Annotated in this window: 20 protein-coding genes; 4 read left to right on the top strand and 16 right to left on the bottom strand. The window is 44.9% G+C overall.

What is annotated here, in order from left to right; all coding sequences use genetic code 11:
* On the top strand, positions 1 to 2,465 hold a 2,465-nt coding region (locus BHC51_RS04615; protein WP_100153431.1), incomplete at its 5' end, for an autotransporter family protein.
* Between the two features lie 1,076 nt (positions 2,466 to 3,541).
* Here the strand turns inward: BHC51_RS04615 and proB are convergent.
* The 15 genes from proB to BHC51_RS04540 all read right to left on the bottom strand — a co-directional run bounded on the left by proB (position 3,542) and on the right by BHC51_RS04540 (position 19,079).
* The gene (gene proB / locus BHC51_RS04610; protein ID WP_100099732.1) at positions 3,542 to 4,675 is read right to left on the bottom strand and encodes a glutamate 5-kinase; all 1,134 of its coding nucleotides are present in this window, start codon (positions 4,673 to 4,675) and stop codon (positions 3,542 to 3,544) included.
* Positions 4,676 to 4,805: 130 nt separating this feature from the next.
* Entirely contained in the window at positions 4,806 to 6,248 is a 1,443-nt protein-coding gene (gene nuoN, locus BHC51_RS04605) for an NADH-quinone oxidoreductase subunit NuoN (protein ID WP_100099733.1), read from the bottom strand.
* Positions 6,249 to 6,258: 10 nt separating this feature from the next.
* Positions 6,259 to 7,752 (bottom strand): NADH-quinone oxidoreductase subunit M, encoded by a 1,494-nt coding sequence (locus BHC51_RS04600; protein WP_100136033.1) that lies wholly within the window; start codon positions 7,750 to 7,752, stop codon positions 6,259 to 6,261.
* 37 nt (positions 7,753 to 7,789) lie between these two features.
* Complete coding sequence (nuoL, locus tag BHC51_RS04595) at positions 7,790 to 9,814, bottom strand: NADH-quinone oxidoreductase subunit L (RefSeq protein WP_100099735.1); 2,025 nt, start codon at positions 9,812 to 9,814, stop codon at positions 7,790 to 7,792.
* 25 nt (positions 9,815 to 9,839) lie between these two features.
* Positions 9,840 to 10,145: an NADH-quinone oxidoreductase subunit NuoK gene (nuoK, locus tag BHC51_RS04590; RefSeq protein WP_025329732.1), complete on the bottom strand. Its 306-nt coding sequence runs from the start codon at positions 10,143 to 10,145 to the stop codon at positions 9,840 to 9,842.
* Positions 10,142 to 10,795: an NADH-quinone oxidoreductase subunit J gene (locus BHC51_RS04585; protein WP_100099736.1), complete on the bottom strand. Its 654-nt coding sequence runs from the start codon at positions 10,793 to 10,795 to the stop codon at positions 10,142 to 10,144. The genes nuoK and BHC51_RS04585 overlap by 4 nt, the downstream gene beginning before the upstream one ends.
* Before the next feature lie 9 nt (positions 10,796 to 10,804).
* On the bottom strand, positions 10,805 to 11,284 hold the full coding sequence (gene nuoI, locus BHC51_RS04580; RefSeq protein ID WP_100090208.1) for an NADH-quinone oxidoreductase subunit NuoI: 480 nt from the start codon (positions 11,282 to 11,284) through the stop codon (positions 10,805 to 10,807).
* An 18-nt stretch (positions 11,285 to 11,302) separates the two neighbouring features.
* Complete coding sequence (gene nuoH / locus BHC51_RS04575; RefSeq protein WP_100099737.1) at positions 11,303 to 12,352, bottom strand: NADH-quinone oxidoreductase subunit NuoH; 1,050 nt, start codon at positions 12,350 to 12,352, stop codon at positions 11,303 to 11,305.
* Positions 12,353 to 12,354: 2 nt separating this feature from the next.
* Positions 12,355 to 14,604, bottom strand: coding sequence for an NADH-quinone oxidoreductase subunit NuoG (gene nuoG, locus BHC51_RS04570; RefSeq protein WP_100153430.1), 2,250 nt, complete (start codon positions 14,602 to 14,604; stop codon positions 12,355 to 12,357).
* 33 nt (positions 14,605 to 14,637) lie between these two features.
* On the bottom strand, positions 14,638 to 15,933 hold the full coding sequence (nuoF, locus tag BHC51_RS04565) for an NADH-quinone oxidoreductase subunit NuoF (protein ID WP_100153429.1): 1,296 nt from the start codon (positions 15,931 to 15,933) through the stop codon (positions 14,638 to 14,640).
* Entirely contained in the window at positions 15,933 to 16,406 is a 474-nt protein-coding gene (gene nuoE, locus BHC51_RS04560; RefSeq protein WP_100101342.1) for an NADH-quinone oxidoreductase subunit NuoE, read from the bottom strand. The genes nuoF and nuoE overlap by 1 nt, the downstream gene beginning before the upstream one ends.
* Positions 16,406 to 17,659 carry an NADH-quinone oxidoreductase subunit D gene (locus tag BHC51_RS04555; RefSeq protein WP_100101341.1) on the bottom strand — a complete coding sequence of 418 codons (1,254 nt, stop codon included), beginning with the start codon at positions 17,657 to 17,659 and terminating at the stop codon, positions 16,406 to 16,408. Before BHC51_RS04555 ends, nuoE begins: the two co-directional genes overlap by 1 nt.
* Positions 17,652 to 18,239 carry an NADH-quinone oxidoreductase subunit C gene (locus tag BHC51_RS04550; protein ID WP_100099742.1) on the bottom strand — a complete coding sequence of 196 codons (588 nt, stop codon included), beginning with the start codon at positions 18,237 to 18,239 and terminating at the stop codon, positions 17,652 to 17,654. Before BHC51_RS04550 ends, BHC51_RS04555 begins: the two co-directional genes overlap by 8 nt.
* A 13-nt stretch (positions 18,240 to 18,252) precedes the next feature.
* Entirely contained in the window at positions 18,253 to 18,732 is a 480-nt protein-coding gene (locus BHC51_RS04545; RefSeq protein ID WP_037407271.1) for a NuoB/complex I 20 kDa subunit family protein, read from the bottom strand.
* Positions 18,723 to 19,079, bottom strand: coding sequence for an NADH-quinone oxidoreductase subunit A (locus BHC51_RS04540; RefSeq protein WP_100099743.1), 357 nt, complete (start codon positions 19,077 to 19,079; stop codon positions 18,723 to 18,725). The genes BHC51_RS04545 and BHC51_RS04540 overlap by 10 nt, the downstream gene beginning before the upstream one ends.
* Positions 19,080 to 19,509: 430 nt before the next feature.
* Between BHC51_RS04540 and BHC51_RS13265 the strand changes: the two genes are divergently transcribed.
* Together BHC51_RS13265 and BHC51_RS13030 are read left to right on the top strand one after the other, a co-directional pair.
* Positions 19,510 to 19,734 (top strand): chorismate mutase, encoded by a 225-nt coding sequence (locus BHC51_RS13265; RefSeq protein WP_218964602.1) that lies wholly within the window; start codon positions 19,510 to 19,512, stop codon positions 19,732 to 19,734.
* Entirely contained in the window at positions 19,692 to 19,817 is a 126-nt protein-coding gene (locus tag BHC51_RS13030; protein WP_257381552.1) for a hypothetical protein, read from the top strand. Before BHC51_RS13265 ends, BHC51_RS13030 begins: the two co-directional genes overlap by 43 nt.
* Positions 19,818 to 19,856: 39 nt before the next feature.
* On the opposite strand, the gene murJ is transcribed toward BHC51_RS13030, so the two are convergent.
* Positions 19,857 to 21,395, bottom strand: coding sequence for a murein biosynthesis integral membrane protein MurJ (murJ, locus tag BHC51_RS04530; protein WP_100099744.1), 1,539 nt, complete (start codon positions 21,393 to 21,395; stop codon positions 19,857 to 19,859).
* Positions 21,396 to 21,634: 239 nt separating this feature from the next.
* Between murJ and asd the strand changes: the two genes are divergently transcribed.
* A complete protein-coding gene (asd, locus tag BHC51_RS04525) occupies positions 21,635 to 22,750 on the top strand; it encodes an aspartate-semialdehyde dehydrogenase (RefSeq protein WP_100099745.1) in 1,116 nt (371 codons plus the stop codon).
* The last annotated feature ends 72 nt before the right edge of the window (positions 22,751 to 22,822 follow it).

The raw sequence follows: 22,822 nt of genomic DNA, 5'->3' as shown, positions 1-22,822 counted from the left end.
GCAACGGCTCTGATGAAACCGGCAACGGTTCCGATGAAACTGGTAACGGTTCCGATGAAACCGGTAACGGTTCCGATGAAACCGGTAACGGTTCCGATGAAACCGGCAACGGCTCTGATGAAACCGGTAACGGTTCCGATGAAACCGGCAACGGCTCTGATGAAACCGGCAACGGTTCCGATGAAACTGGCAACGGCTCTGATGAAACCGGTAACGGTTCCGATGAAACTGGCAACGGCTCTGATGAAACCGGCAACGGTTCCGATGAAACTGGCAACGGTTCCGATGAAACCGGTAACGGTTCTGATGAAACCGGTAACGGCTCTGATGAAACCGGTAACGGCTCTGATGGAACCGGTAACGGCTCTGATGAAACCGGTAACGGCTCTGATGAAACCGGTAACGGCTCTGATGAAACCGGTAACGGCTCTGATGAAACCGGCAACGGCTCAGGCAACAACGGTACAGGCAACGGTACTGCGGCTGTTGTTATTGAAAATAATTCACCAAATGGTCAAACTTATACGACAACCGGTAAACTTGTTGGATCTGTCGGTATTAAGGCTATCAATAATTCCGATACCGGTGTGATTAGTATAAATGTCGCTGATGAGGTAGTAGGTGAAACAGGTGCTGGTATTCATACATCTGGTGCATCTGGTGCAACAAACGTTATTACCTTGCAGAATGGTGCAATTGTTTCCGGTGGTGCGGGTGTTGCCATTCAGGATGACGATACTAATGCTCACGTCACTCTTGAGGACGGTTCCAAAGTTATCGGAGCAATCGAGCTTGGTAAAGGTAATGACATTCTTACCATTAATCAGGGTGCCGATATTTCTCAAATTACGGCCATTGATGGTGGTAAGGGTGAGGGCGACATTGATACCCTAAATATCCATGGTACGCTCAAAGGTTCCTCTACCAACGGCGGTAGCGAAGGTAATGTAGCTATTCTTAACTGGGACAATATCAATGTTGAGAAACAAGGCAAACTTACTTTAACTGGTGACTTGAGTACCACTAACCTCGTGATTGCTAATGAGGGAACATTAGATCTTTCCCCATCACCGGAATTACTGAAAACTATAGAACCGACTCAGACAGCAACCATTCATGGTAATGTTATGAATGCGGGTACTATAAGTTTGAGTAATAATCACAATGCTGGTGATTTATTGACAATTGACGGAGATTATGTCGGAGATAATGGTAAATTAGAGCTTGATACTACCTTAGGAAATACCGATAAATTACTTATTACGGGTGATGCAACCGGTACGACTTCTGTTGCTGTGCATAATGATGGTGGCCTCGGTGCTGATACAGGTGATACTGATGGAATCGATATTATTAATGTCGAAGGTATCAGTGAAGATGAAGCATTTAGTTTGGCTGGTGGGCATGTTGATGCTGGCGCTTTTGAATATCGTCTGTCAAAAGGCGATACTGATGGCGAAGGCAATGACTGGTATCTACGCTCTAGGGTTGTAGATCCTACATCATCTAAATCAAAAGTACTGTACCGTAAAGAAGTACCACTGTATGCTGCTGTGGGTGCTCAGTTGCGTCAAGCTGACAGTATTATGCTGGGTAATATGCACCAACGCCTGGGCAACTCTGCACAATCTGATTCGCATATGAGCTGGGGCAGAGTCATTGCCTCTCGCACAGATATCCAGCAGAATGGTGCTGCAGATGCTCGCAGTAAGGGCGATTATGCTGGTCTACAGTTAGGTAGTGATATCTGGCAACATAACGGCTGGCATGTTGGTGGCTATTTAGGTTATCTGCATGGAGATCTGGATGTAGATGGCTTTGCCAGCGGTGTTAATGGCCGTGTTGGTAACAATGCTACTAAATCTTACTTCCTCGGTGCTTATGGAAATTACACCCATGACAACGGTGCATATGTAGATTTAGTTTTACAAGGCGCACGGCATAATGTTGACATTAAACCTGACGGCAACACGAACAGTAAACAAAAAGGTCACGGTGTAACTGCTTCTGTTGAAGCTGGTAAACCGTTCTCCTTAGGTAACAGTGCGTGGAAGCTAGAACCACAGGCTCAGATCGTACATCAGTGGCTGGATCTGGATGACAGTAATATCAGTGGTAATACTACTGTTAAACAGGGACACAATGATGCATGGCTGTTCCGTGTTGGAGCTCGTATGGAAGGCAATTATCAGACAGGTAAAGGTACATTACGTCCATATACACGTTTGAACTTGTTCTATTCTCCTAATGGAACTGATCACACTACCTTTACTACTCGAAATGCCTCTACCACATTACATAATGGCGGTGGACATACCAGCACTGAGGTAGCTGTTGGCGGAAGCTATGATGTCAACGATAATGTCTCAGTCTATGGTGAGATTGGCCATACTTGGTCTAATGGTAGTGATACCAAGGTAAAAGCTCCAGTAAATGGATCAGTAGGACTTAAAGTTCTTTGGTAAATTAAACTGAAGCTTTGCGTATAAAGCGCATACTATCTTACGCAAACCGGTACCATGTAATTTTCATGGTACCGGTTTTATTGCGTTTTTCCATGTTGCTCACGTAAACATTAAATGTACAAAATATCAATTAAATATTTGTTATTAAATCTAGAATTAATTTGATTAATTGTAATTAAAAACTATCATTATGATTATTATGATATTTCCAGATGAAGTATTAACAAAATGCCAATTTCTTTTCTTATAGAACAAATATCTGTATTTTTGAATTAAATTTAGTGTCTAAAACTATCATTAACTATATTTAAACATTGTATCTTCATCAATCTTTAATCTAATATTTATATATCATTTAAAATTTACAATTAAGGTTCTATGAAGAAATTATCATAAATAGTCTAATAACCGAAACTACGAAAATAAATATTAGGCAAAGTTGATTATTTGTATACATTTTTCTATAAATCGATTATGTGCCTTTATAGAGCCATAAATTTTAATTTATTATAAATATCATGTAATTAATCGCTTGCAGCACAAAGTCGTAAATTTTTCTTAATTTTAATAGAATAGATTGATATTAAAATAATTTAAGATAATTCTAATTAATAGAAGCAAACTGCAATACAATGTTGCAATATAATTATTGCGCTATGCGTTCTCTCCAATAACATATTATTCAATGTTTTTTCATTCTGCGGCTTAATTAATTCATTTCTTTCTTGTTAGGACTATTTTTCACTCTGAATGGAGCTGACTGTTCATATTTTTAAGGCCAGTTATCCAATACTGATGGAGTTATATTCTGTCATTTATTGTCTCCATTATTAGTTTACTTTTGAATTTGTTGCAAGCCTACATAAAATCACCATTAAAAGCTATATTAGTTGGTATATCTATTCAAACTATACTTATACTGAAGAATATCTGTATTTACATATTATCCCTATTCATTAAATGCATAAAATCAGTTTTATCTCCTAGATATAAAACTGATTTTAAAATATCTGTCTAAACCAAAATGAGCTATTGTATTAAGTCCGCTTTATCTTAGAATACTTTTAGCGAAAAGATTACAAACGGCATAAAACCATATTATCACGATGTATTAATTCTTCTTCAGCTACATAACCCAAAATATCTTCAATCATATGTGAGGGCTGATGCAATAATCGTGATATTTCTCGGTCATTATAATTAATCAGACCACGAGCAATTTCGATACCAGCCTGATTACATACAGATACTAATGCTCCACGATCAAAATGACCCGAAACATCAATACAGCCTACTGATAATAAACTAGAATTATTCATTGTAAGTGCTTGAGCTGCACCATCATCAATAGTTAACTTACCTCCCAGTTGTAATTGTCCTGATAACCACTGCTGACGTGCATTCAAACGGTTATCATCCGGTGTAAACAATGTACCGACCTCGTTACCGTTAAGTAAATGCAATAGCACATTATCAGCATATCCACTGGCAATACAGGTTGCTGCACCACTCAAAGCAGCCCGTCTCGCAGCCAATACTTTGGTATACATCCCTCCTGTACCTACACTGCTACCTGCACCACCGGCCATACTTTCCAGATCCGGATGGCTGGCTGCAATTTTATGAATAAATCTGGCATTAGCATGCTGGCGCGGGTCACGGTCGTATAATCCATCCTGATCTGTCAGGATAATCAACACATCTGCTTCAATTAGATTGGCTACCAGTGCCCCCAGAGTATCATTATCACCAAGTTTGATTTCATCAATGGTAACAGAATCGTTTTCATTAATAATCGGCACTACTCCCTGCTCTAGTAGGGTACGGATGGTACTGCGTGCGTTTAGATAGCGGGTACGGTGACTTAGATCATCGTGAGTGAGTAAAATCTGGGCTGTTTGAATATGTAGTGATTCAAACGCAACTTCATATGCCTGTGCGAGCCCCATCTGTCCTACAGCTGCTGCTGCCTGTAATTCGTTAATTGCTTTAGGACGTACCTTCCAACCCAGCCGTTTCATTCCTTCTGCAATAGCACCACTGGATACCAGTACTATCTGAATACCGCGGGCTCGCAATTGTGCAATTTGCTGTGCCCAATTATTCAGGGTATTCTGGTCTATTCCATCTCCGCCCTTGGTAACAAGGCTGGAACCTACCTTTACTACCACACGTTTAACTAGGCGGATATCAAATTTTGAATTATTCATGGTTACCATGCAGCTATTATTTCAACGGATGAACTAATCATTCTACCTACGGTTATGAGCTTTGATAAGTATGTTCAGCATTTACAAAAACAGCAGCCATTATGGCTGCTGTTTGAAAATACAAGGTGTTTTAGCTATGCAACAATGCCTGTACACACCAAGCCATCACTCCATCAGGCAATACACCCCATAACAGTAATAATAAACCGTTAATGGATAAAACCAGCTTGCCCAGAAAGGTCATATTAAAAACAGGTTCTGCAACGGAGTCAGGTGTATCGAAATACATGGTTTTCACCACACGCAGATAATAGAAAGCACCGATTAGTGACATTACTACTGCATACACAGATACCCACAGATAACCACTGGCGAGTAATGCCTTAATAACCGCCAGTTTGGCATAAAAGCCCATTAACGGCGGAATACCAGCCATAGAAAACATCGCCAGCAGCATTAAAAATGCATACCAGGCATTTTTCTGGTTCAGGCCAGCCAGATCGCTGATATTCTGACATTCAACATCTCTGCCGGACAACAGCATCAAAATGGCAAATGCTACAGAAGCCATTAAAGCATAGGTGATGGCGTAATACATAGCTGCGGTACAACCAGTTTCTCCAGCCAGCAGCGCCAGCAGAATAAAGCCCATATGCGATACTGTTGAGAAGCCAAGCATACGCTTGATATTGGTTTGCATGATGGCAGCCAGATTACCCACCAACAGCGAAGCAATACCCAATATCAACAGTAATTCACGCCAGCTTTCCCATTGAGTGACCAGTCCATAAACAAGAATGCGGAAAGCAAATACTGTTGCGGCAATTTTCGGCGCTGTACCGACCAGTGCGGTAACAGCAGTAGGTGCGCCCTGATACACATCTGGCACCCACATATGGAAAGGCACGCCACCCAGTTTAAACGCGATGCCGGCTACAATAAATACTACGCCTAGCTTTAAAAGCCACGGATTAGCACTGTTTTGACTAGCCGCCAGCACCTGCTGCAACTGCAAAGTACCCGTTGCACCATAAATCAGTGAAATACCATATAGCAGTAAACCGGAAGCCAGCGCGCCAAGCACAAAATACTTCAGTGCTGCTTCAGCCGCACGACCACTATCGCGTTGCAGGGCAATCAGAGCATACAGCGCCAGTGACAGCAATTCCAGCCCTACATACAGGGTAAGGAAATGGCATGCTGAAACCATGATGTTCATGCCCAGTAATGCAAACAGGGTCAGTGTATAAAATTCACCCTGATAGATATTTTTGGCACGCAGATAAGTCTGGCTGTAAATAAACAGGGCAATAACCAGAACATACATGCATAACTTAGCTAGCTGCGCCATGCCATCCAAAACAAACATATCATGGAAAGCATATTGTGGCTGTTCCGTCCAAACCAGAAACTGTACTACTGCCGTTAGTATCAATCCGATGATTGACAGGGTACAGGTTATCCAGCGTTGTCTGTCATTGAGCCATAAATCCACCAGCAGCACTGTAAACAGCACTACAGTCAGCACCAGTTCCGGTACAGCGGGAAATATTGTTAAATCTGTCCAGTTCATTCACATTTCCTTACAGTTTGCTTTGTGCCGCTTGGACAATTAAATCATTTGCTGCCTGATGGACAACGGCGATAAATGGTTCGGGATACAAACCAAAACCGAGTACCGCTATAGCCAGAATCACCAGAATAAGCAGTTCGCGTTTATTCACATCTTTTAATTGCTCCACTTCGGGGTTTTTGATGGTGCCAAAAATAACTCGTTTAAACATCCACAGGGTATAGGCTGCACCATAAATCAGGGTTAATGCTGCCAGAGCACCAATCCAGAAATTGGTTTTTACTGCGCCGACAATTACCATAAATTCGCCCACAAAACCGGAAGTACCGGGCAAGCCTGCGTTGGCCATGGCAAACAGCAGCATGAAAGAGGCAAATACCGGCATACTGTTTACCACACCACCGTAAGCAGAAATATCACGGGTATGCATGCGGTCATACATTACGCCGATACTCATGAACATGGCAGCCGAAACAAAACCATGTGACACCATCTGCATGATGGCACCTTTAAAGGCCCAGTCATTCAGATACCCGCCTGTAAACAGGAAGAAGCCTAAGGTGACAAAACCCATGTGGCTGATGGAAGAATAAGCCACCAGCTTTTTCATGTCTGTCTGTACCAGCGCTACCATGCCGATATAAATCACTGCTACCAGACTCAGTACAATCATTGCCGGCGCAAAATAACGTGCAGCATCTGGCAGGATAGGCAGAATAAAACGCAGGAAACCATAACCACCGATTTTCAGGGTAATGGCAGCTAATACCATCGAGCCGCCAGTAGGCGCCTCTACGTGAGCATCTGGCAGCCATGTGTGCACTGGCCACATCGGCACTTTCACTGCAAAAGACAGGAAAAAGCCGATAAACAGCAAAATCTGTGCAGTCATGGCAATGTGGTTGATGTTATGCCATGCTTCAATTGAGAAGCTGCCAGTCTGCGAGGACAGGTACACAAAACCTACTAACATCAGTAGTGAACCCATCAGTGTATACAGAAAAAATTTGATGGATGCATATACGCGCCGTGGACCACCCCAGATACCGATGATCAGATACATCGGAATCAGCATGCCTTCAAAGAATACGTAAAACAGAATTGCATCCATGGCTGCAAATGCGCCATTAATCAGTCCCGACATAATCAGGAATGCGGCCATATATTGTGCCGGCCGTTTCTGAATAACCTGCCAGCCAGCCATCACTACCAGTAAGGTGGTAAAGCTGTTCAGAATAACAAACAGAACAGACAAACCATCAACGCCTAAAGCATAGTTGATGTTGAGACTTTCAATCCAGACATGAAACTCTGTGAACTGAAATCCACCATTTAAACGGTCGAATTTGAAAAACAGCGGTAAGGTGATTAAAAAGGAAACCAGCGCACCGATTAAGGCCAGCATTCTGGCTATACCAGCGTGCCTGTCTGAGCCGGTCGCCAGCACTACGATGCCGGCCGCTACAGGCAGCCAAATCGCCAAACTGAGTAAGTTATCGTACATATTTATAGCCTAAAGATACCAAGTTGAATGCCTTCAATTAACCGCCGAACATCGTTTTCAGTAACGGCCAGAAAGTCCACGCTACCAGCACGAACACACCAACCACCATTGCGGTTGCATAGGTATAGATGTAGCCGGTCTGAATCCGTCGTACCAGTGCCGCAACAGTGGCAACCACGCGTGCGGCACCGTTAACGATTAATTTATCAATGATGAAAACGTCGCCTACTTTCCAGAATAACGTTCCCAGCAGGCGGCTGCCTTTGGCAAAAACGTTATAGTAAAGCGCATCCAGATAGTATTTGTTATCCAGCAGGGTATAAACCGGACGGATAGACGCCACGATTCTGGCCGGAATCTGTGGTTTTTTCATGTAGAAGAACCACGCCAGTACTACCCCGGCAATGACCAGCCATAATACGGGAGTAGTCAGGCTGTGTAAGGCCATGGCAAAGATGCCGTGATATTCCTCTTCTACAGCGGCCAGCGCCGGATGTGCTGCACTGTTAATGAATATCACATGCTGGTAGAAATCACTAAACAGCATCGGTTTGATGGCCCACATGCCGACAAATACTGAAGGAATAGCCAGCAGAATCAGCGGAATGGTTACTACCAGCGGGCTTTCATGTGGATTATCCTGTGGACGCAGACCATGGTGTTCTTCGCCATGATGATGCTCACCATGCCCGGCTTTACGCCATTTTTCTTCGCCGTGAAAAACCATAAAATACAGGCGGAATGAGTAGAAAGCGGTCACAAACACACTGGCTACCAGTGCGACATAGGCAATACTGCTGAAAGGCAGGTTTGACGCTTTTACTGCATCGATAATGGAATCCTTGGAATAGAAGCCAGAGAAGAATGGTGTGCCAATCAGCGACAGGGAACCAATCAGCATGCAAATCCACGTTACCGGCATATACTTGCGCAAGCCGCCCATATGACGCATATCCTGATCATGGTGCATGCCCATAATCACACTACCGGCTGCAAGGAATAACAGGGCTTTGAAGAAAGCATGGGTCATTACATGGAAGACGGCAATATTATAAGCTGAAGCACCGAGTGCCACGGTCATGTAACCAAGTTGTGACAGGGTGGAATAGGCAATCACACGCTTGATATCATTCTGAATCATGCCCAGAAAGCCCATAAACAGCGCGGTAATGGTGCCAGATACCATAATCACACCCAGTGCGGTATCAGACAGTTCATATAGTGGTGACATACGTGACACCATGAAAATACCAGCGGTCACCATAGTGGCGGCGTGAATCAGTGCAGAAATCGGGGTTGGACCTTCCATTGAATCCGGCAGCCACACATGCAATGGAAACTGTGCAGATTTACCCATCGCCCCCACGAACAGCAGAATACAGGTAACGGTAATCAGTGACCACGGATGACCGGGAATTAGTTCGATGGTGGCATTTTTCACCTGATCAATATGCTGGAACACATCAACATAGCGCAGGCTGCCGCCGAAATAGGCCAGTATCAAGCCAATCCCCAATACAAAGCCAAAGTCCCCAACGCGATTCACCAGAAATGCTTTCAGGTTGGCAAAAATGGCACTGTCACGTTTGAAGTAAAAACCAATCAGCAGATAAGATACCAGCCCCACTGCTTCCCAGCCAAAGAACAACTGGATAAAGTTATTACTCATCACCAGCATCAGCATGGAGAAGGTGAATAATGAGATATAGCTGAAAAAGCGCTGATAACCATCATCATCACTCATGTAACCAATGGTGTAGATATGCACCATCAGTGACACACTGGTGACAATCACCAGCATGGTGGCGGTTAGGGTATCAATCAGGAAGCCAACTGAAAAGTCCAGCCCGCCCATGGTCAGCCAGGTATAAACGTTTTCATCAAAAGGCTGGCGGGTGCCATTCATAAAACCATAAAGCACCCAGGCAGACAATGCTGCAGAAATGGCCACCCCGGCAATAGTAACGCTATGCGCTCCCCTACGGCCAATCAGCTTACCGCACAAACCAGCCAGCAGTGAACCGATGAGCGGAGCCAAAGCAATAAACAGATAAATAGACATAATTTTCTCTCGTTCCTCTCACCCGTTAGCCTTTGAGACTATCCAGATCCTGTACGTTAATGCTCTGACGGTTACGGAAGATCAGCACCATAATCGCCAGACCAATGGCAGATTCAGCCGCAGCAACTGTCAGAATAAAAAAGACGAAAATCTGGCCGGCCGTGTCACCGAGATAACGGGAAAAAGCCACGAAATTAAAGTTCACTGCCAGCAGCATTAATTCGATTGACATCAGCAGCACAAGTACATTTTTGCGGTTCATAAAAATGCCCATGGCAGAAATGGCAAATAATATCGCGCTGAGAACCAGATAATGGGTTAAGGTAATCATGCTTTTTTCTCCCCTTCTGTCACTTCGTCACTGGTTTCGGTTACTGGTGTAGTCACTTCAGGTTGCATTTTCACCATACGGAAGCGGTCTTTTGCCTGTACTTTAACCTGTTCAGCCGGATTGGTACGGCGTGGATTATGCGTTTGCCGGTGTACCAGTGCAATGGCAGCCACCATCCCCAGCACCAGTAATATGGCAGCCAGTTCGAACGGTAACAGATAGGTAGTGTAAATCTGCATACCTAAGTCGCGTACATTACTGTAATCGGCCGGCAACGGCTTATCTGTTCCCAGATGTGCCAGATCCAGCTGCGGATTCACCAGAATCACAATCAGCAGTGCGGCGGTGAGAATACCTACCAGCGCGGCAACAGGTGCATGACGCCAGAAGCCGGCGCGCATCTGTTCAATATCAATATTGAGCATCATGATGACAAACAGGAACAGTACCATTACTGCCCCTACATAGACCACTACCAGCACAATGCCCAGAAATTCGGCCTGCATCAGAATCCACATCATGGCACTGGCACAGAATGTCAGCACCAGAAACAAAACTGCATGTACCGGATTTTTGGCAATCACTGTATTTATTGCACCAAGCAGAATAACCGCGGCAAATACATAAAACAGTATTAATGGTAAATTCATGACTACCCCTTAGCGATACGGTGCATCTGCGGCTTTACATTTGGCGATATCTTTTTCATAGCGATCACCAATTGCCAGCAACATGGGTTTAGTGAAATACAGATCTCCGCGTTTTTCACCGTGATATTCGAAAATCTGTGTTTCTACAATGGCGTCTACCGGACAGGCTTCTTCACAAAAACCGCAGAAGATACATTTAGTCAGATCGATGTCATAACGGGTTGTTCGCCGTGTACCGTCCTCGCGCTTTTCCGACTCGATATTAATCGCCATTGCCGGACACACGGCTTCACACAGTTTGCAGGCAATGCACCGCTCTTCGCCATTGGGATAGCGCCGCTGCGCATGCAGACCACGAAACCGAACCGATTGCGGGGTTTTTTCTTCAGGGAAATAAATGGTTTCTTTACGTGCAAAAAAGTTCTTTAAGGTTACTTTCATGCCCGAAAGTAACTCGGTCATCAGAAAAGTTTTAATTATATTTGCCATATCAGTGCCTCTCCCTGTTTAATGCCATAAAGACAGGGGTGAAATCATCCATAAACCCAATACAATCACTGCGACAATGGTTACCGGGATCAGTACTTTCCAGCCCAGACGCATAATCTGATCGTAGCGGTAGCGCGGGAAAGTTGCCCGTATCCACAGGTAAAAGTACAACACCAGCGCCATTTTCAGGAACATCCACAGTACGCTTGGTGTCCCAATGAAGCCCCAGCTTTGCGGGAAAGGTGATAGCCAGCCACCAAAGAACAACAGTGCAGTCAGGGCTGCTACCAGAATCATGAATATATATTCGGCCAGGAAAAATAAGGCAAAGGCAAAACCAGAATATTCGACATGAAAGCCAGCAACAATTTCTGATTCACCTTCGGCCACGTCAAACGGAGCACGATTGGTTTCGGCCACTGCGGAAATCAGATACACCACAAATAATGGGAATAAAGGCAACCAGTTCCATGAAAAAACCGAACCACCGGCATAACCTTTGGCTTGTGCCATCACGATATCGTGAAAATCCATGCTGCCGGATACCATTATCACCCCAATCAGGGCAAAACCCATGGCTATTTCATAGGATATGGTTTGTGCCGAAGCACGCATGGCACCCAGAAAAGCATATTTGGAGTTGGAAGCCCAGCCGGCAATGATGACACCATACACAGACAGAGAGGTAATCATCAGGATATAGAGCAAACCGGCATTGATTCTGGTCAGAAACCAGCTTTCACTGAACGGAATCACTGCCCAGGCAGCAAATGCTGGCATCAGTGACATCATTGGCCCGATATAGAACAACGCCTTATTTGCCTGTGATGGGCGGGTGACTTCTTTAAATAATAGTTTTAATACATCAGCGAATGGCTGGATTAAACCATAAGGGCCGGTTACGTTCGGGCCGACACGCAGCTGCATGTAACCGATGACTTTACGTTCAAAATAAGTCAGGTAGGCCACGGTAAGAATCAGCGGCAACATAATGATGACTATTTTGACAATGACAGACACCAGTAAGCCGAAGTCGTTACCCAGTAATTGTTGAAACCACGCTTGCATGATTATCCTTTACTCAATTCAACAGTGGTCAATAAAGCACCCAATTGCCAGTTACTCTGATGTAATGGCAACAACAGTACGTTTTCTGGCAGTGTGTCGTCAGCTGTTACAGTAATGGCTACGGTACTATTGCCCTGTCTGACCTGTGCGGTATCACCATCAGCCAACCCTTGCGCATTCAGTGTGGCACTATGAGCTCGAGCTATGGGCACTGTGGCATGAACTGTATTTTGCAAAGGCTCAGAACGACGCACGATACCATCGGTAGCATACAAGCTGACGCCACCAACACGTACCAGACTGATATCCGGATTAGTGGTAGCAACCGGTTGAATACGATTATTCAGCAATGCTGGTAATTGCTCTTTGACAAATGCATCAGTTAGAATTTGCTGGGTGTTTTCATACTCAAAGCCCGGCAATTCAAGTACATTTCCCAGTACTCGCAATACTTTCCATAATGGTCTTGCTTCACCGTAAGCCTGTACTACTCCATGAAATGACTGTAAACGACCTTCCATGTTGACAAAACTGCCAGATGTTTCGGTAAATGGAGTAATTGGCAGCAATACGTCTGCTACTTCCCGCAATACTTCACTGTCGTAGACACTGCAGGCCATCACCGTCTGTGCTTGCTTCAATGCAGCAATAGCGGCAGCGCCATTGGCTACATCCATATCCGGCTCAACATTAAGCAACATCACTGCCTGTTTAGGTTGTGCTATCTGTGCAGCAATAGTGTGCTCTGGTTTTCTGGCTGCCACACCGAGCACTTCAGCACCGATACTGTTGGCTGCCTGTGGCAATACTCCTAAAATACTACCGGTGGCCGCAGCCAAATCCTGTGCAGCAGTATAGACAGCTCCTGCATCGGGGTGATTGAGCACATCTGCACCGAGAATAATACTGGTTTTTTCTGCTTGTAATAATGCTTGCCCTACTTCGCTGTTAAGTGCATCACTCAGCCAGTCAATCCACTGATACGGATGCAGACTTACTTGTGCCAATAAGGGCATAAAGAGTTCTTCATCGGCAGCAGCCAGAACAGCTACTTTGGTACCGTTTTTAGTAGCCTGACGAATACGAGCGGTGAGTAATGGCTGTTCCTGCCGCAAACGCGCACCAATCACCAGAATTACTTCATTTGCCGCCAGTTGTTCAATGCTTTGTCCCAACCATTGAGCACCTTCAGCAGCAGTTAAACGGCTATCCAGTGAACGCAGGCGGCTATCAACAGCATTAACACCGAGACCATCAGCCAGTTTTCGTGCCAGATGCATTTCCTCAACAGTGTTGGCTGGATTGACCCACATACCAATACCATCGGCACCAAAGTCATGACTGACACCATGTAATCCTTTGGCAACATAATCCAGTGCCGTTTGCCAGTCGACAATATACCACTGGTTATCTTGTTTGATTTGCGGGTGTAGTAAGCGCTCCTGATACAGGCCGGCATAGGCAAAACGGTCGCGGTCACTGAGCCAGCATTCATTGATGGCTTCGTTTTCTAGTGGCAATACGCGCCGTACTGTGTGGTCTTTAGTCTGAACAATCAGATTACTGCCTAAGGCATCATGAGCAGAAATGGTTTTACGCCGGCTTAACTCCCATGAACGGCTGTCATAGCGAAATGGTTTGCTGGTTAAGGCGCCAACAGGGCATAAGTCTATCACGTTACCAGACAACTCAGTTTCCAGTGTTTTACCGTCAAACGGAGTAATTTCAGAATTTTCGCCGCGATTCTTCATCGCCAATTCCTGTTTGCCGGCAATTTCTTCGGTAAAACGAATACAGCGGGTACAGTGTATGCAGCGACTCATTTCCGCAGCAGATACCAATGGCCCCATTTCCTTGCCGGCTACAGCATGTTTGGCTTCAGAGTAACGACTGGCACCTTTGCCATAGCCCATTGACAGATCCTGCAACAGACATTCACCGCCTTGATCGCAGATCGGACAATCCAGCGGGTGATTAATTAGTAAAAACTCCATTACCCCTTTCTGTGCATCTTTAGTCAGAGGGGAACCGGTTTTAACTACCATACCATCGGTAACAGGTGTGGCGCATGCAGGTAACGGCTTGCGTGATTTTTCCACCTCTACCAAACACATGCGACAGTTGGCGGCGATAGATAATTTTTTGTGATAGCAAAAATGCGGAATAAAGGTACCGGCCTGATGGGCGGCTTCCATCACCGTACTGCCCTGCTCGACAGAGAGTTGTTTACCGTCAATTTGAATTTGTAACATAAGGTTCGCAATCCTAATTAAGCAGATAGTGCCTTAGCACCAGCGATGTTCTTTCATGGGTTTGCCGTGTTTGATATAGTGCTCAAACTCGGACCGGAAATGCTTCATAAAGCCTTGTATCGGCATTACTGCCGCGTCCGCCAGCGCACAGATGGTGCGTCCGGACATATTACTGCCGATTGATTCCAGCAAATCCAGATCCTCCGGTCGACCTTTACCAGAGGTAATACGGTGAATAATGCGATATAGCCAGCCAGTTCCTTCGCGACAAGGCGTGCATTGACCACATGATTCTTCAAAATAGAAATAGCTGAGTCGTTCCAGCGCCTTTACCATGCAGACATCTTCATCCATTACGATTACTGCACCAGAGCCCAGCATTGAACCAGCCTTGGCAATGGCATCATAATCCATGGTTAGTTCCATTATGATGTCAGCCGGCAATACCGGTGCAGAAGAACCACCCGGAATCACTGCTTTAAGTTTTTTGCCATTACGCATGCCACCGCACATTTCCAGTAAATCTTTGAATGGCGTACCTAGTGGAACTTCGTAGTTACCCGGACGCTCGACATGACCGGATACGGAAAAGAGTTTGGTTCCACCATTATTAGGAATACCCTTATCGGCAAACTGCTGGCCGCCATCACGAATAATGAATGGCACAGAGGAAAAGGTTTCGGTGTTATTGACGGTAGTAGGCTTGCCGTATAAACCATATGAAGCCGGAAAAGGCGGTTTGAAGCGTGGCTGGCCTTTCTTGCCTTCCAGAGATTCCAACAGCGCAGTTTCTTCACCACAGATATAAGCACCATAGCCATGATGGGCATGTAGCTCAAAACTAAAATCGCTACCGAGAATATTCTGACCCAGAAAGCCAGCTAAACGTGCTTGGTGTAAGGCTGCCTCAAAACGCTGATAGCTTTCAAAGATTTCACCATGAATATAGTTGTAGCCAGCAGCGGCACCCATGGCATAGCCACCGATAATCATGCCTTCAATCAGCGCATGCGGATTGTAATCAATGATATCGCGATCTTTGAATGTGCCCGGCTCACCTTCATCGGTATTGCAGACAACATATTTGGTGCCCGGAAACGAACGCGGCATAAAGCTCCATTTCAGCCCGGTGGGAAAGCCGGCACCACCACGACCACGCAGACCGGAAGTTTTAAGCTCGGCAATGACATCATCTGGTGACATTTTTTCATTGATGATTTTTTTCAATGCCTGATAGCCACCACGTGCTATATAAGCTTCCAGCGTCCAGCAATTGGGGTCGGAAGTATCAACCTGATCGAAAATCACGCCATTCTGGTACATTGCCATCAGTTCAACTCCGCCAGTTTCGCTTCAATGGCCTCTTCGCTCATAAAGCTACACATTTTATGATTATTCACTAACATCACCGGCGCATCGCCACAGGCACCCATGCACTCGCCTTCTACCAAGGTGTATTTACCATCAGCAGTGGTTTCGCCATAGCGGATACCTAGCCGTTTTTGCAGATACTCACCGGCATTCACGCCACCACGCAGGGCACAGGGCAGATTAGTACATACGGTCAGTTTGTATTTACCAACTGGTTTGAGGTTGTACATATTGTAAAAAGTAGCTACCTCCAGCGCCTGTGCCGGCGGAATACCAATATAATCAGCTACTTCCTCAATGGTTTCTGGCTGCAACCAACCTAGTTCGGTCTGCGCAATACGTAAGGCAGACATAATGGCACTGCGGCGCTGGTCGGCCGGGTATTTTGCCAGTTCTATATCAATCTGTTTTAAGCTATCAGCGGACAACATTATCTATCCACCTCCCCGAATACAATATCCTGTGTACCAATAATGGCAACCACATCCGCCAGCATGTGGCCGCGCGCCATTTCGTCCATGCCCTGTAAATGGGCAAAGCCCGGAGCACGGATTTTCATTCGGTAAGGTTTATTAGCACCATCGGAAATCAGATAGACACCAAACTCACCTTTAGGATGTTCAGTAGGCACATAAACTTCACCTTCTGGCACATGCATACCTTCGGTAAACAGTTTGAAGTGGTGAATCAGTTCTTCCATCCCGTCTTTCATGGCGGTACGGGGTGGCGGTGCCACGGTATGGTCGTCAATAATCACTGGACCAGAGTTGGCTTTCAGCCAGTCCACACACTGGCGGATAATGCGGTTGGCCTGACGCATCTCATGAATACGGCACAGATAACGGTCATAGCAGTCACCATTGATGCCTACCGGTATATCAAAATCTACATTAGCATAAGCATCATAAGGTTGTTTCTTGCGTATATCCCATTCAATACCGGAACCGCGCAACATTACACCGGTAAAGCCTTTTTGCAAGGCACGCTCTGGTGAAACCACGCCTATGCCAACAGTACGCTGCTTCCAGATACGGTTGTCGGTGAGCAGATTTTCATATTCATCCACACAGGCGGGAAAACGGTTAGTAAAGTCTTCAATAAAATCCAGCAGTGTGCCTTCACGACTGGCATTAAGTTTTTGCAGTACTTTGGCATTGCGGTATTTGCTGGATTCATACTTTGGCATGAAGTCCGGCAAATCACGATATACACCTCCGGGGCGGAAATAGGCAGCATGCATGCGTGCTCCTGATACCGCTTCGTAGATATCCATTAAATCTTCACGCTCACGGAATGCGTAAAGAAATACAGTCATGGCACCAATATCCAACGCATGCGAACCTATACCCATCAAATGATTGAGAATACGGGTAATTTCGGCAAACATCACGCGGATATACTGGGCGCGGATAGGTACTTCGATATTGAGCAAGCGTTCAACCGACAGGCAGTAGGCCTGTTCATTACACATCATGGATACATAATCTAAACGATCCATATATGGCAATGCTTGCAAATAAGTGCGCGATTCAGCCAATTTTTCTGTACCACGATGCAACAAACCGATATGCGGGTCGGCACGAACAATGTTTTCACCATCCATTTCCAGAATCAGGCGCAATACGCCATGTGCAGCCGGATGCTGCGGTCCGAAGTTAATGGTGTAATTGCGTAACTTAGACACCGTACTGCTCCTCTCTCACCACGCGCGGGGTAACCTCACGCGGTTCAATCGTTACTGGCTGATAAACTACGCGGCCTTCAGCCTCGTCATAACGCATTTCAACATAGCCGGAAACGGGAAAATCTTTGCGAAACGGATGACCAACAAATCCGTAATCGGTAAGAATACGGCGTAGGTCAGGATGGTTATTAAACAGAATACCAAACATATCAAACGCTTCGCGTTCATACCAATTGGCTCCGTTATAAATATCGACTACAGAATCGACGGTGGGGAAATCTTCGGCTTCAACCCAGACACGAACACGAACACGCCAGTTATTTGTTACAGACAGCAGGTGACTGACCACAGCAAAGCGCTTGCCCTGCCACGGTTCATTTTTGTAGCTCTGGTAGTCAACACCACACAGGTCAATCAGCGTTTCAAATTTTAGTTCATTGTGGTCGCGCAGGGTTTGCATGAGCTGATGATAATCAGCTGCATCACAATCCAGTGTCAGTTCACCGCGATCAAGACAGTAACGTATCTTAGCACCGAAAGTGGCTTCACACACGGCTTTCAATTTTGCTATATCTGCCATATTTCCCTCACTTTCATACACGCGCAATTGTGGCGGTACGTTTAATTTTAAGCTGTAACTGCAACAGGCCGTAAACCAGTGCCTCTGCGGTAGGCGGGCAACCGGGCACATACACATCAACCGGTACAATCCGGTCGCAGCCACGCACCACAGAATAGGAGTAATGATAATAGCCGCCACCATTGGCGCATGAACCCATAGACAATACCCAGCGTGGTTCAGCCATCTGGTCATAAACGCGACGCAATGCAGGAGCCATTTTGTTGCACAGGGTACCGGCGACAATCATCAGGTCAGACTGGCGCGGTGAGGGACGAAAAATAATTCCAAAACGGTCAAGGTCATAACGAGCAGCGCCAGCCTGCATCATCTCTACGGCACAACAGGCCAGACCGAAGGTAGCTGGCCACAATGAACCGGTACGTACGTAATTAAGTACGGTATCGGCGGTAGTTGTGACAAATCCTTTTTTTAAAACGCCTTCTATTCCCATTCCAGAGCGCCTTTTTTCCATTCATAAACAAAGCCGATAACCAGAATCAGCAGAAACACCATCATTGACCAGAAGCCGTATGCGCCCAGTTCTTTGAATACAACAGCCCAAGGCACCATGAAAGCCACCTCAAGGTCAAACAGGATGAATAAAATGGCTACCAGATAGTAACGCACGTCGAATTTCATACGCGCATTCTCAAAAGCTTCGAAACCACACTCAAACGGTTCCTGTTTCATTTTGTATGGTCGATTCGGCCCTAGTAACAAACCGAGAGAAATAAACAGAACACCAGCGGCAAAGCCAACCAGTATGAATATTAAGATGGGGAAATAATTCGCCAGCATAATCGCGCCGACCTTATGCAAATATTGGTAAAATTGATGTATTGTAACTAATTTCGAACGTTATTAAAAGCACGTATTACATTAATCAGTAATAAAAAAATAATATTTTCAATAAGATATTGATAATAATTATCATTAGCGTTATTAATATTTTATTTTCAATTTTCTTCTTTTTTCTTCTTTCAAAATTATAACAGCCTAGCATAATTTTTTTTCATTTATTACAAATGGTTAAAAACTTAAAACGACATATTACACTATTATTATCCCTATAACATAATGCAAGTAACTAAATCTACCTTAAAAATTATCATTTATTAACAATAAATATAATAAAAATAACAATTAAAAGCTTTACCAATTTTAACTACATGCAAATTTTGAAATATCCTTATAATATATAAACACTTAAAAACAGAGGATATAAAAGATGCAATACCATCCTGTTCTCTTGCCTGCTGAATGTCACGATATGAGTGACATTCGCAGAGAAATAGATCATATTGATTATACTGTAATTCAGTTACTTTCTGCCCGTTTTAACTATGTAAAAACAGCCAGTAAATTCAAAAAAATGCTACAGATGTACAAGCCACAGAACGTTTTAACAGCATGCTGGAAAAGCGCAAACAATGGGCTGATGAGATGGGGTTGAATGGAGAAGTAATCAAAGCTCTATACGCCGATCTGGTTAATTATTTCATTGCCGAAGAATTAAAGGAATTTGAAAGCAAATAATTAAAATTATGTATTCTTTCCAGCAAAGGTCTCTCACACCTATTCTGCTTCAGCACGCCGGAAATCACGTATACGGAATCCCAATGCAAACAAGGCACCAAAGTATAGAACGATACCGGCAATAATCAGTACACTTAACTGACCAACTTTTGTCCAGCCATTACTATGCCAATTGAACGGTAACCATTGCTGTAATGTCCATAGACCAACACCCATGATAATCAGTGCCAGAATCAGACGTACCAGAAAACGCGCCCACCCCGGACTGGGCGTATACAGTTTCTGCCGCCTTAACAAGGTAAATAGCAAGCCTGCATTAATACAGGCGCCCAAACTGATAGCGAGTGCTAGTCCGACATGTTGCAATTTCCAGATAAACAGCAGGTTCATCATTTGCGTCATGCATAAGGTGAAAATGGCGATTTTTACTGGTGTTTTGATATTCTGGCGGGCATAAAAACCCGGTGCGAGTACTTTAATCAGGATCAGACCAATCAGTCCTACCGAATAGGCTACCAAAGCACCCTGCGTCATCAGCGCATCGTATTCACTGAATTGCCGGTACATAAACAGAGTGGCAACCAGTGGAAATGACAATACGGCCATACCCACTGCCGCTGGCAAAGTCAGCAGCATACACAAACGCAAACCCCAATCCAGTAAAGCAGAAAAACTAGCAATATCATTGGTAGCCGAGTGTCTTGACAGAGTAGGTAAAAGAATGGTTCCCAGAGCCACACCGAGTACACCTGTCGGCAATTCCATCAGCCGGTCAGCATAATACATCCACGATACTGAACCGGATTGCAGATAGGAAGCAAAAATGGTGTTAATCACCAGAGATATTTGAGCCACAGAGACTCCAAGAATGGCTGGTGCCATTTGTTTTAATACTCGATTAACTGCTGTGTCTCTAAATTTAAGTTTAGGCATGGAAAGAAAACCCAGCCTAAATAAATATGGTAGCTGATACAGCAACTGTAATAATCCACCCACGAATACTGCCCATGCCAGAGCCAGAATCGGTGGATGAAAATAAGGTGCCAGCCATAAGGCAAACACAATAAAGGATATATTGAGAAAGGTAGGGGTAAAAGCCGGAACGATAAACTGATGGTAGGTATTGAGTATGCTGCCAACCAGTGAGGACAGTGAAATCAGAAAAATGTAAGGAAAAGTAATGCGTAACAGTTGTACTGACAGAGAAAACTTATCTGCATCCTGCTGAAATCCTGGTGCAGATAAATAAATCACTACCGGCGCAGTCAAAATACCAATGGCAGTAACAATAATCAATACGAATGAAAGCAAACCGGCCACGTGCTGCACAAACGCCCGGGTAGCCTCTGGTGAACGTGTTTCCCGATATTCAGCCAGTATCGGCACAAATGCCTGTGAAAACGCACCTTCTGCAAAAATACGCCGCAGCAGATTCGGCAATTTAAATGCCACAAAAAAAGCATCAGTAGCCATACCTGCACCAAAGCTGCGGGCAATGATGGTGTCGCGGATGAAACCCAATATACGTGACAACATGGTCATGCTGCTGACTTTAGCCAAAGTACGCAGTAAATTCATCAGTAATGCCAATTGAAAACAAAGGCGAAAGTGTACACTGGAATGCCTGTTGATTCTATACGGGAAACTGGCCACGTTGAATTCACGTTATTAGCCCGACAAAATATACACTGTGCAGTTAGAAATTTATCCCGACAATAATTAACAGTTTACAAATGATCCTGATTATGGTTAAAAGACTGAATGTATTTCTGTAATCAGAGATTTTTATTAAATTAAAAATAGTTAAGGAGTACCCTGTGAAAGTAGGTTTTGTTGGCTGGCGCGGTATGGTGGGTTCGGTATTAATGCAGCGTATGCAGGAAGAAAATGATTTTCAAGATATTGCAGATGCGTATTTTTTTACGACGTCGGCAGCCGGTGCAGCAGCACCAGATTTTGGTCAGACAGCAAAAACCCTGCTGGATGCGCATAATCTGGATGCTCTGGCACAAATGGATATTATTGTTACCTGTCAGGGCGGTGACTACACAAAAGCAGTACACCAGCCATTACGTGAACAGGGCTGGCAGGGTTACTGGATTGACGCCGCATCCACCCTGCGGATGAGCGATAAGGCAGTAATCGTCCTCGATCCGGTAAACCGTCCGGTTATTGATACTGCTTTGGCAAATGGAATCAGGGATTTTGTTGGCGGCAACTGTACCGTGTCACTGATGCTGATGGCGCTGGGCGGCCTGTTTGAGCAGGATTTAGTGGAGTGGGCCACCAGCATGACCTATCAGGCAGCATCTGGTGCTGGCGCACAGAATATGCGCGAGCTGATTAGTGCCATGGGTGCAATCGAAGCACAGGTCAGCACTGAACTGGCTGATCCGGCCAGTGCCATTCTGGCCATCGACCGCAAGGTAGCCGACTTTTTGCGCAGCGATGCCTATCCACAGGCACAGTTTGGCGTCCCACTGGCGGGTAGCCTGATTCCATGGATTGATGCTGATCTGGGTAATGGTCAGTCGAAGGAAGAATGGAAAGGTGCGGCTGAAACCAATAAGATTTTAGGCCGTAGTGCACAACCAATTATTATTGATGGGTTATGTGTGCGTGTAGGTGCGATGCGTTGCCATAGTCAGGCATTAACATTGAAACTGAAACAGGATTTACCAGTTGGTGAAATTGAAAAAATTCTGTCCACAGCCAATGAATGGGTAAAAGTGGTGCCTAATGAGAAAAATGCTTCCATACATGAGCTAACACCAGCCGCTGTAACAGGTACCTTAACTGTACCAGTAGGTCGCATTCGCAAAATGGGCATGGGTGGCGAATACATCAGTGCCTTTACTGTGGGCGACCAGCTTTTATGGGGCGCTGCTGAGCCAATCCGGCGCATGTTACAGATTGTTTTACAAAGCAGATAAGCAACTGGATTCAATTAACTCAGCCAAATACCGATTTTTAAGCACTTTTTGGTTGCAACAGGACAGTTTAGC

This window comes from Snodgrassella alvi (assembly GCF_002777745.1).
Lineage (GTDB): Bacteria > Pseudomonadota > Gammaproteobacteria > Burkholderiales > Neisseriaceae > Snodgrassella > Snodgrassella alvi_D.
Note: the sequence above shows the minus strand (reverse complement) of the source record. Positions and strands in the feature narration are given on the sequence as shown.

Excerpts from the sequence above, each read along its gene's own strand:
- nuoG (WP_100153430.1), bottom strand. The coding sequence starts at position 14,604 with ATGTTACAAATTCAAATTGACGGTAAACAACTCTCTGTCGAGCAGGGC.
- BHC51_RS04545 (WP_037407271.1), bottom strand. The coding sequence starts at position 18,732 with ATGGGAATAGAAGGCGTTTTAAAAAAAGGATTTGTCACAACTACCGCC.
- nuoF (WP_100153429.1), bottom strand. The coding sequence starts at position 15,933 with ATGGCAATGTACCAGAATGGCGTGATTTTCGATCAGGTTGATACTTCC.
- BHC51_RS13030 (WP_257381552.1), top strand. The coding sequence starts at position 19,692 with ATGCTGGAAAAGCGCAAACAATGGGCTGATGAGATGGGGTTGAATGGA.
- nuoL (WP_100099735.1), bottom strand. The coding sequence starts at position 9,814 with ATGTCTATTTATCTGTTTATTGCTTTGGCTCCGCTCATCGGTTCACTG.
- nuoH (WP_100099737.1), bottom strand. The coding sequence starts at position 12,352 with ATGCAAGCGTGGTTTCAACAATTACTGGGTAACGACTTCGGCTTACTG.
- BHC51_RS04600 (WP_100136033.1), bottom strand. The coding sequence starts at position 7,752 with ATGTACGATAACTTACTCAGTTTGGCGATTTGGCTGCCTGTAGCGGCC.
- nuoN (WP_100099733.1), bottom strand. The coding sequence starts at position 6,248 with ATGAACTGGACAGATTTAACAATATTTCCCGCTGTACCGGAACTGGTG.
- nuoK (WP_025329732.1), bottom strand. The coding sequence starts at position 10,145 with ATGATTACCTTAACCCATTATCTGGTTCTCAGCGCGATATTATTTGCC.
- murJ (WP_100099744.1), bottom strand. The coding sequence starts at position 21,395 with ATGAATTTACTGCGTACTTTGGCTAAAGTCAGCAGCATGACCATGTTG.
- BHC51_RS04550 (WP_100099742.1), bottom strand. The coding sequence starts at position 18,239 with ATGGCAGATATAGCAAAATTGAAAGCCGTGTGTGAAGCCACTTTCGGT.
- nuoI (WP_100090208.1), bottom strand. The coding sequence starts at position 11,284 with ATGGCAAATATAATTAAAACTTTTCTGATGACCGAGTTACTTTCGGGC.
- nuoE (WP_100101342.1), bottom strand. The coding sequence starts at position 16,406 with ATGTTGTCCGCTGATAGCTTAAAACAGATTGATATAGAACTGGCAAAA.
- BHC51_RS04540 (WP_100099743.1), bottom strand. The coding sequence starts at position 19,079 with ATGCTGGCGAATTATTTCCCCATCTTAATATTCATACTGGTTGGCTTT.
- BHC51_RS13265 (WP_218964602.1), top strand. The coding sequence starts at position 19,510 with ATGCAATACCATCCTGTTCTCTTGCCTGCTGAATGTCACGATATGAGT.
- proB (WP_100099732.1), bottom strand. The coding sequence starts at position 4,675 with ATGAATAATTCAAAATTTGATATCCGCCTAGTTAAACGTGTGGTAGTA.
- BHC51_RS04585 (WP_100099736.1), bottom strand. The coding sequence starts at position 10,795 with ATGAATTTACCATTAATACTGTTTTATGTATTTGCCGCGGTTATTCTG.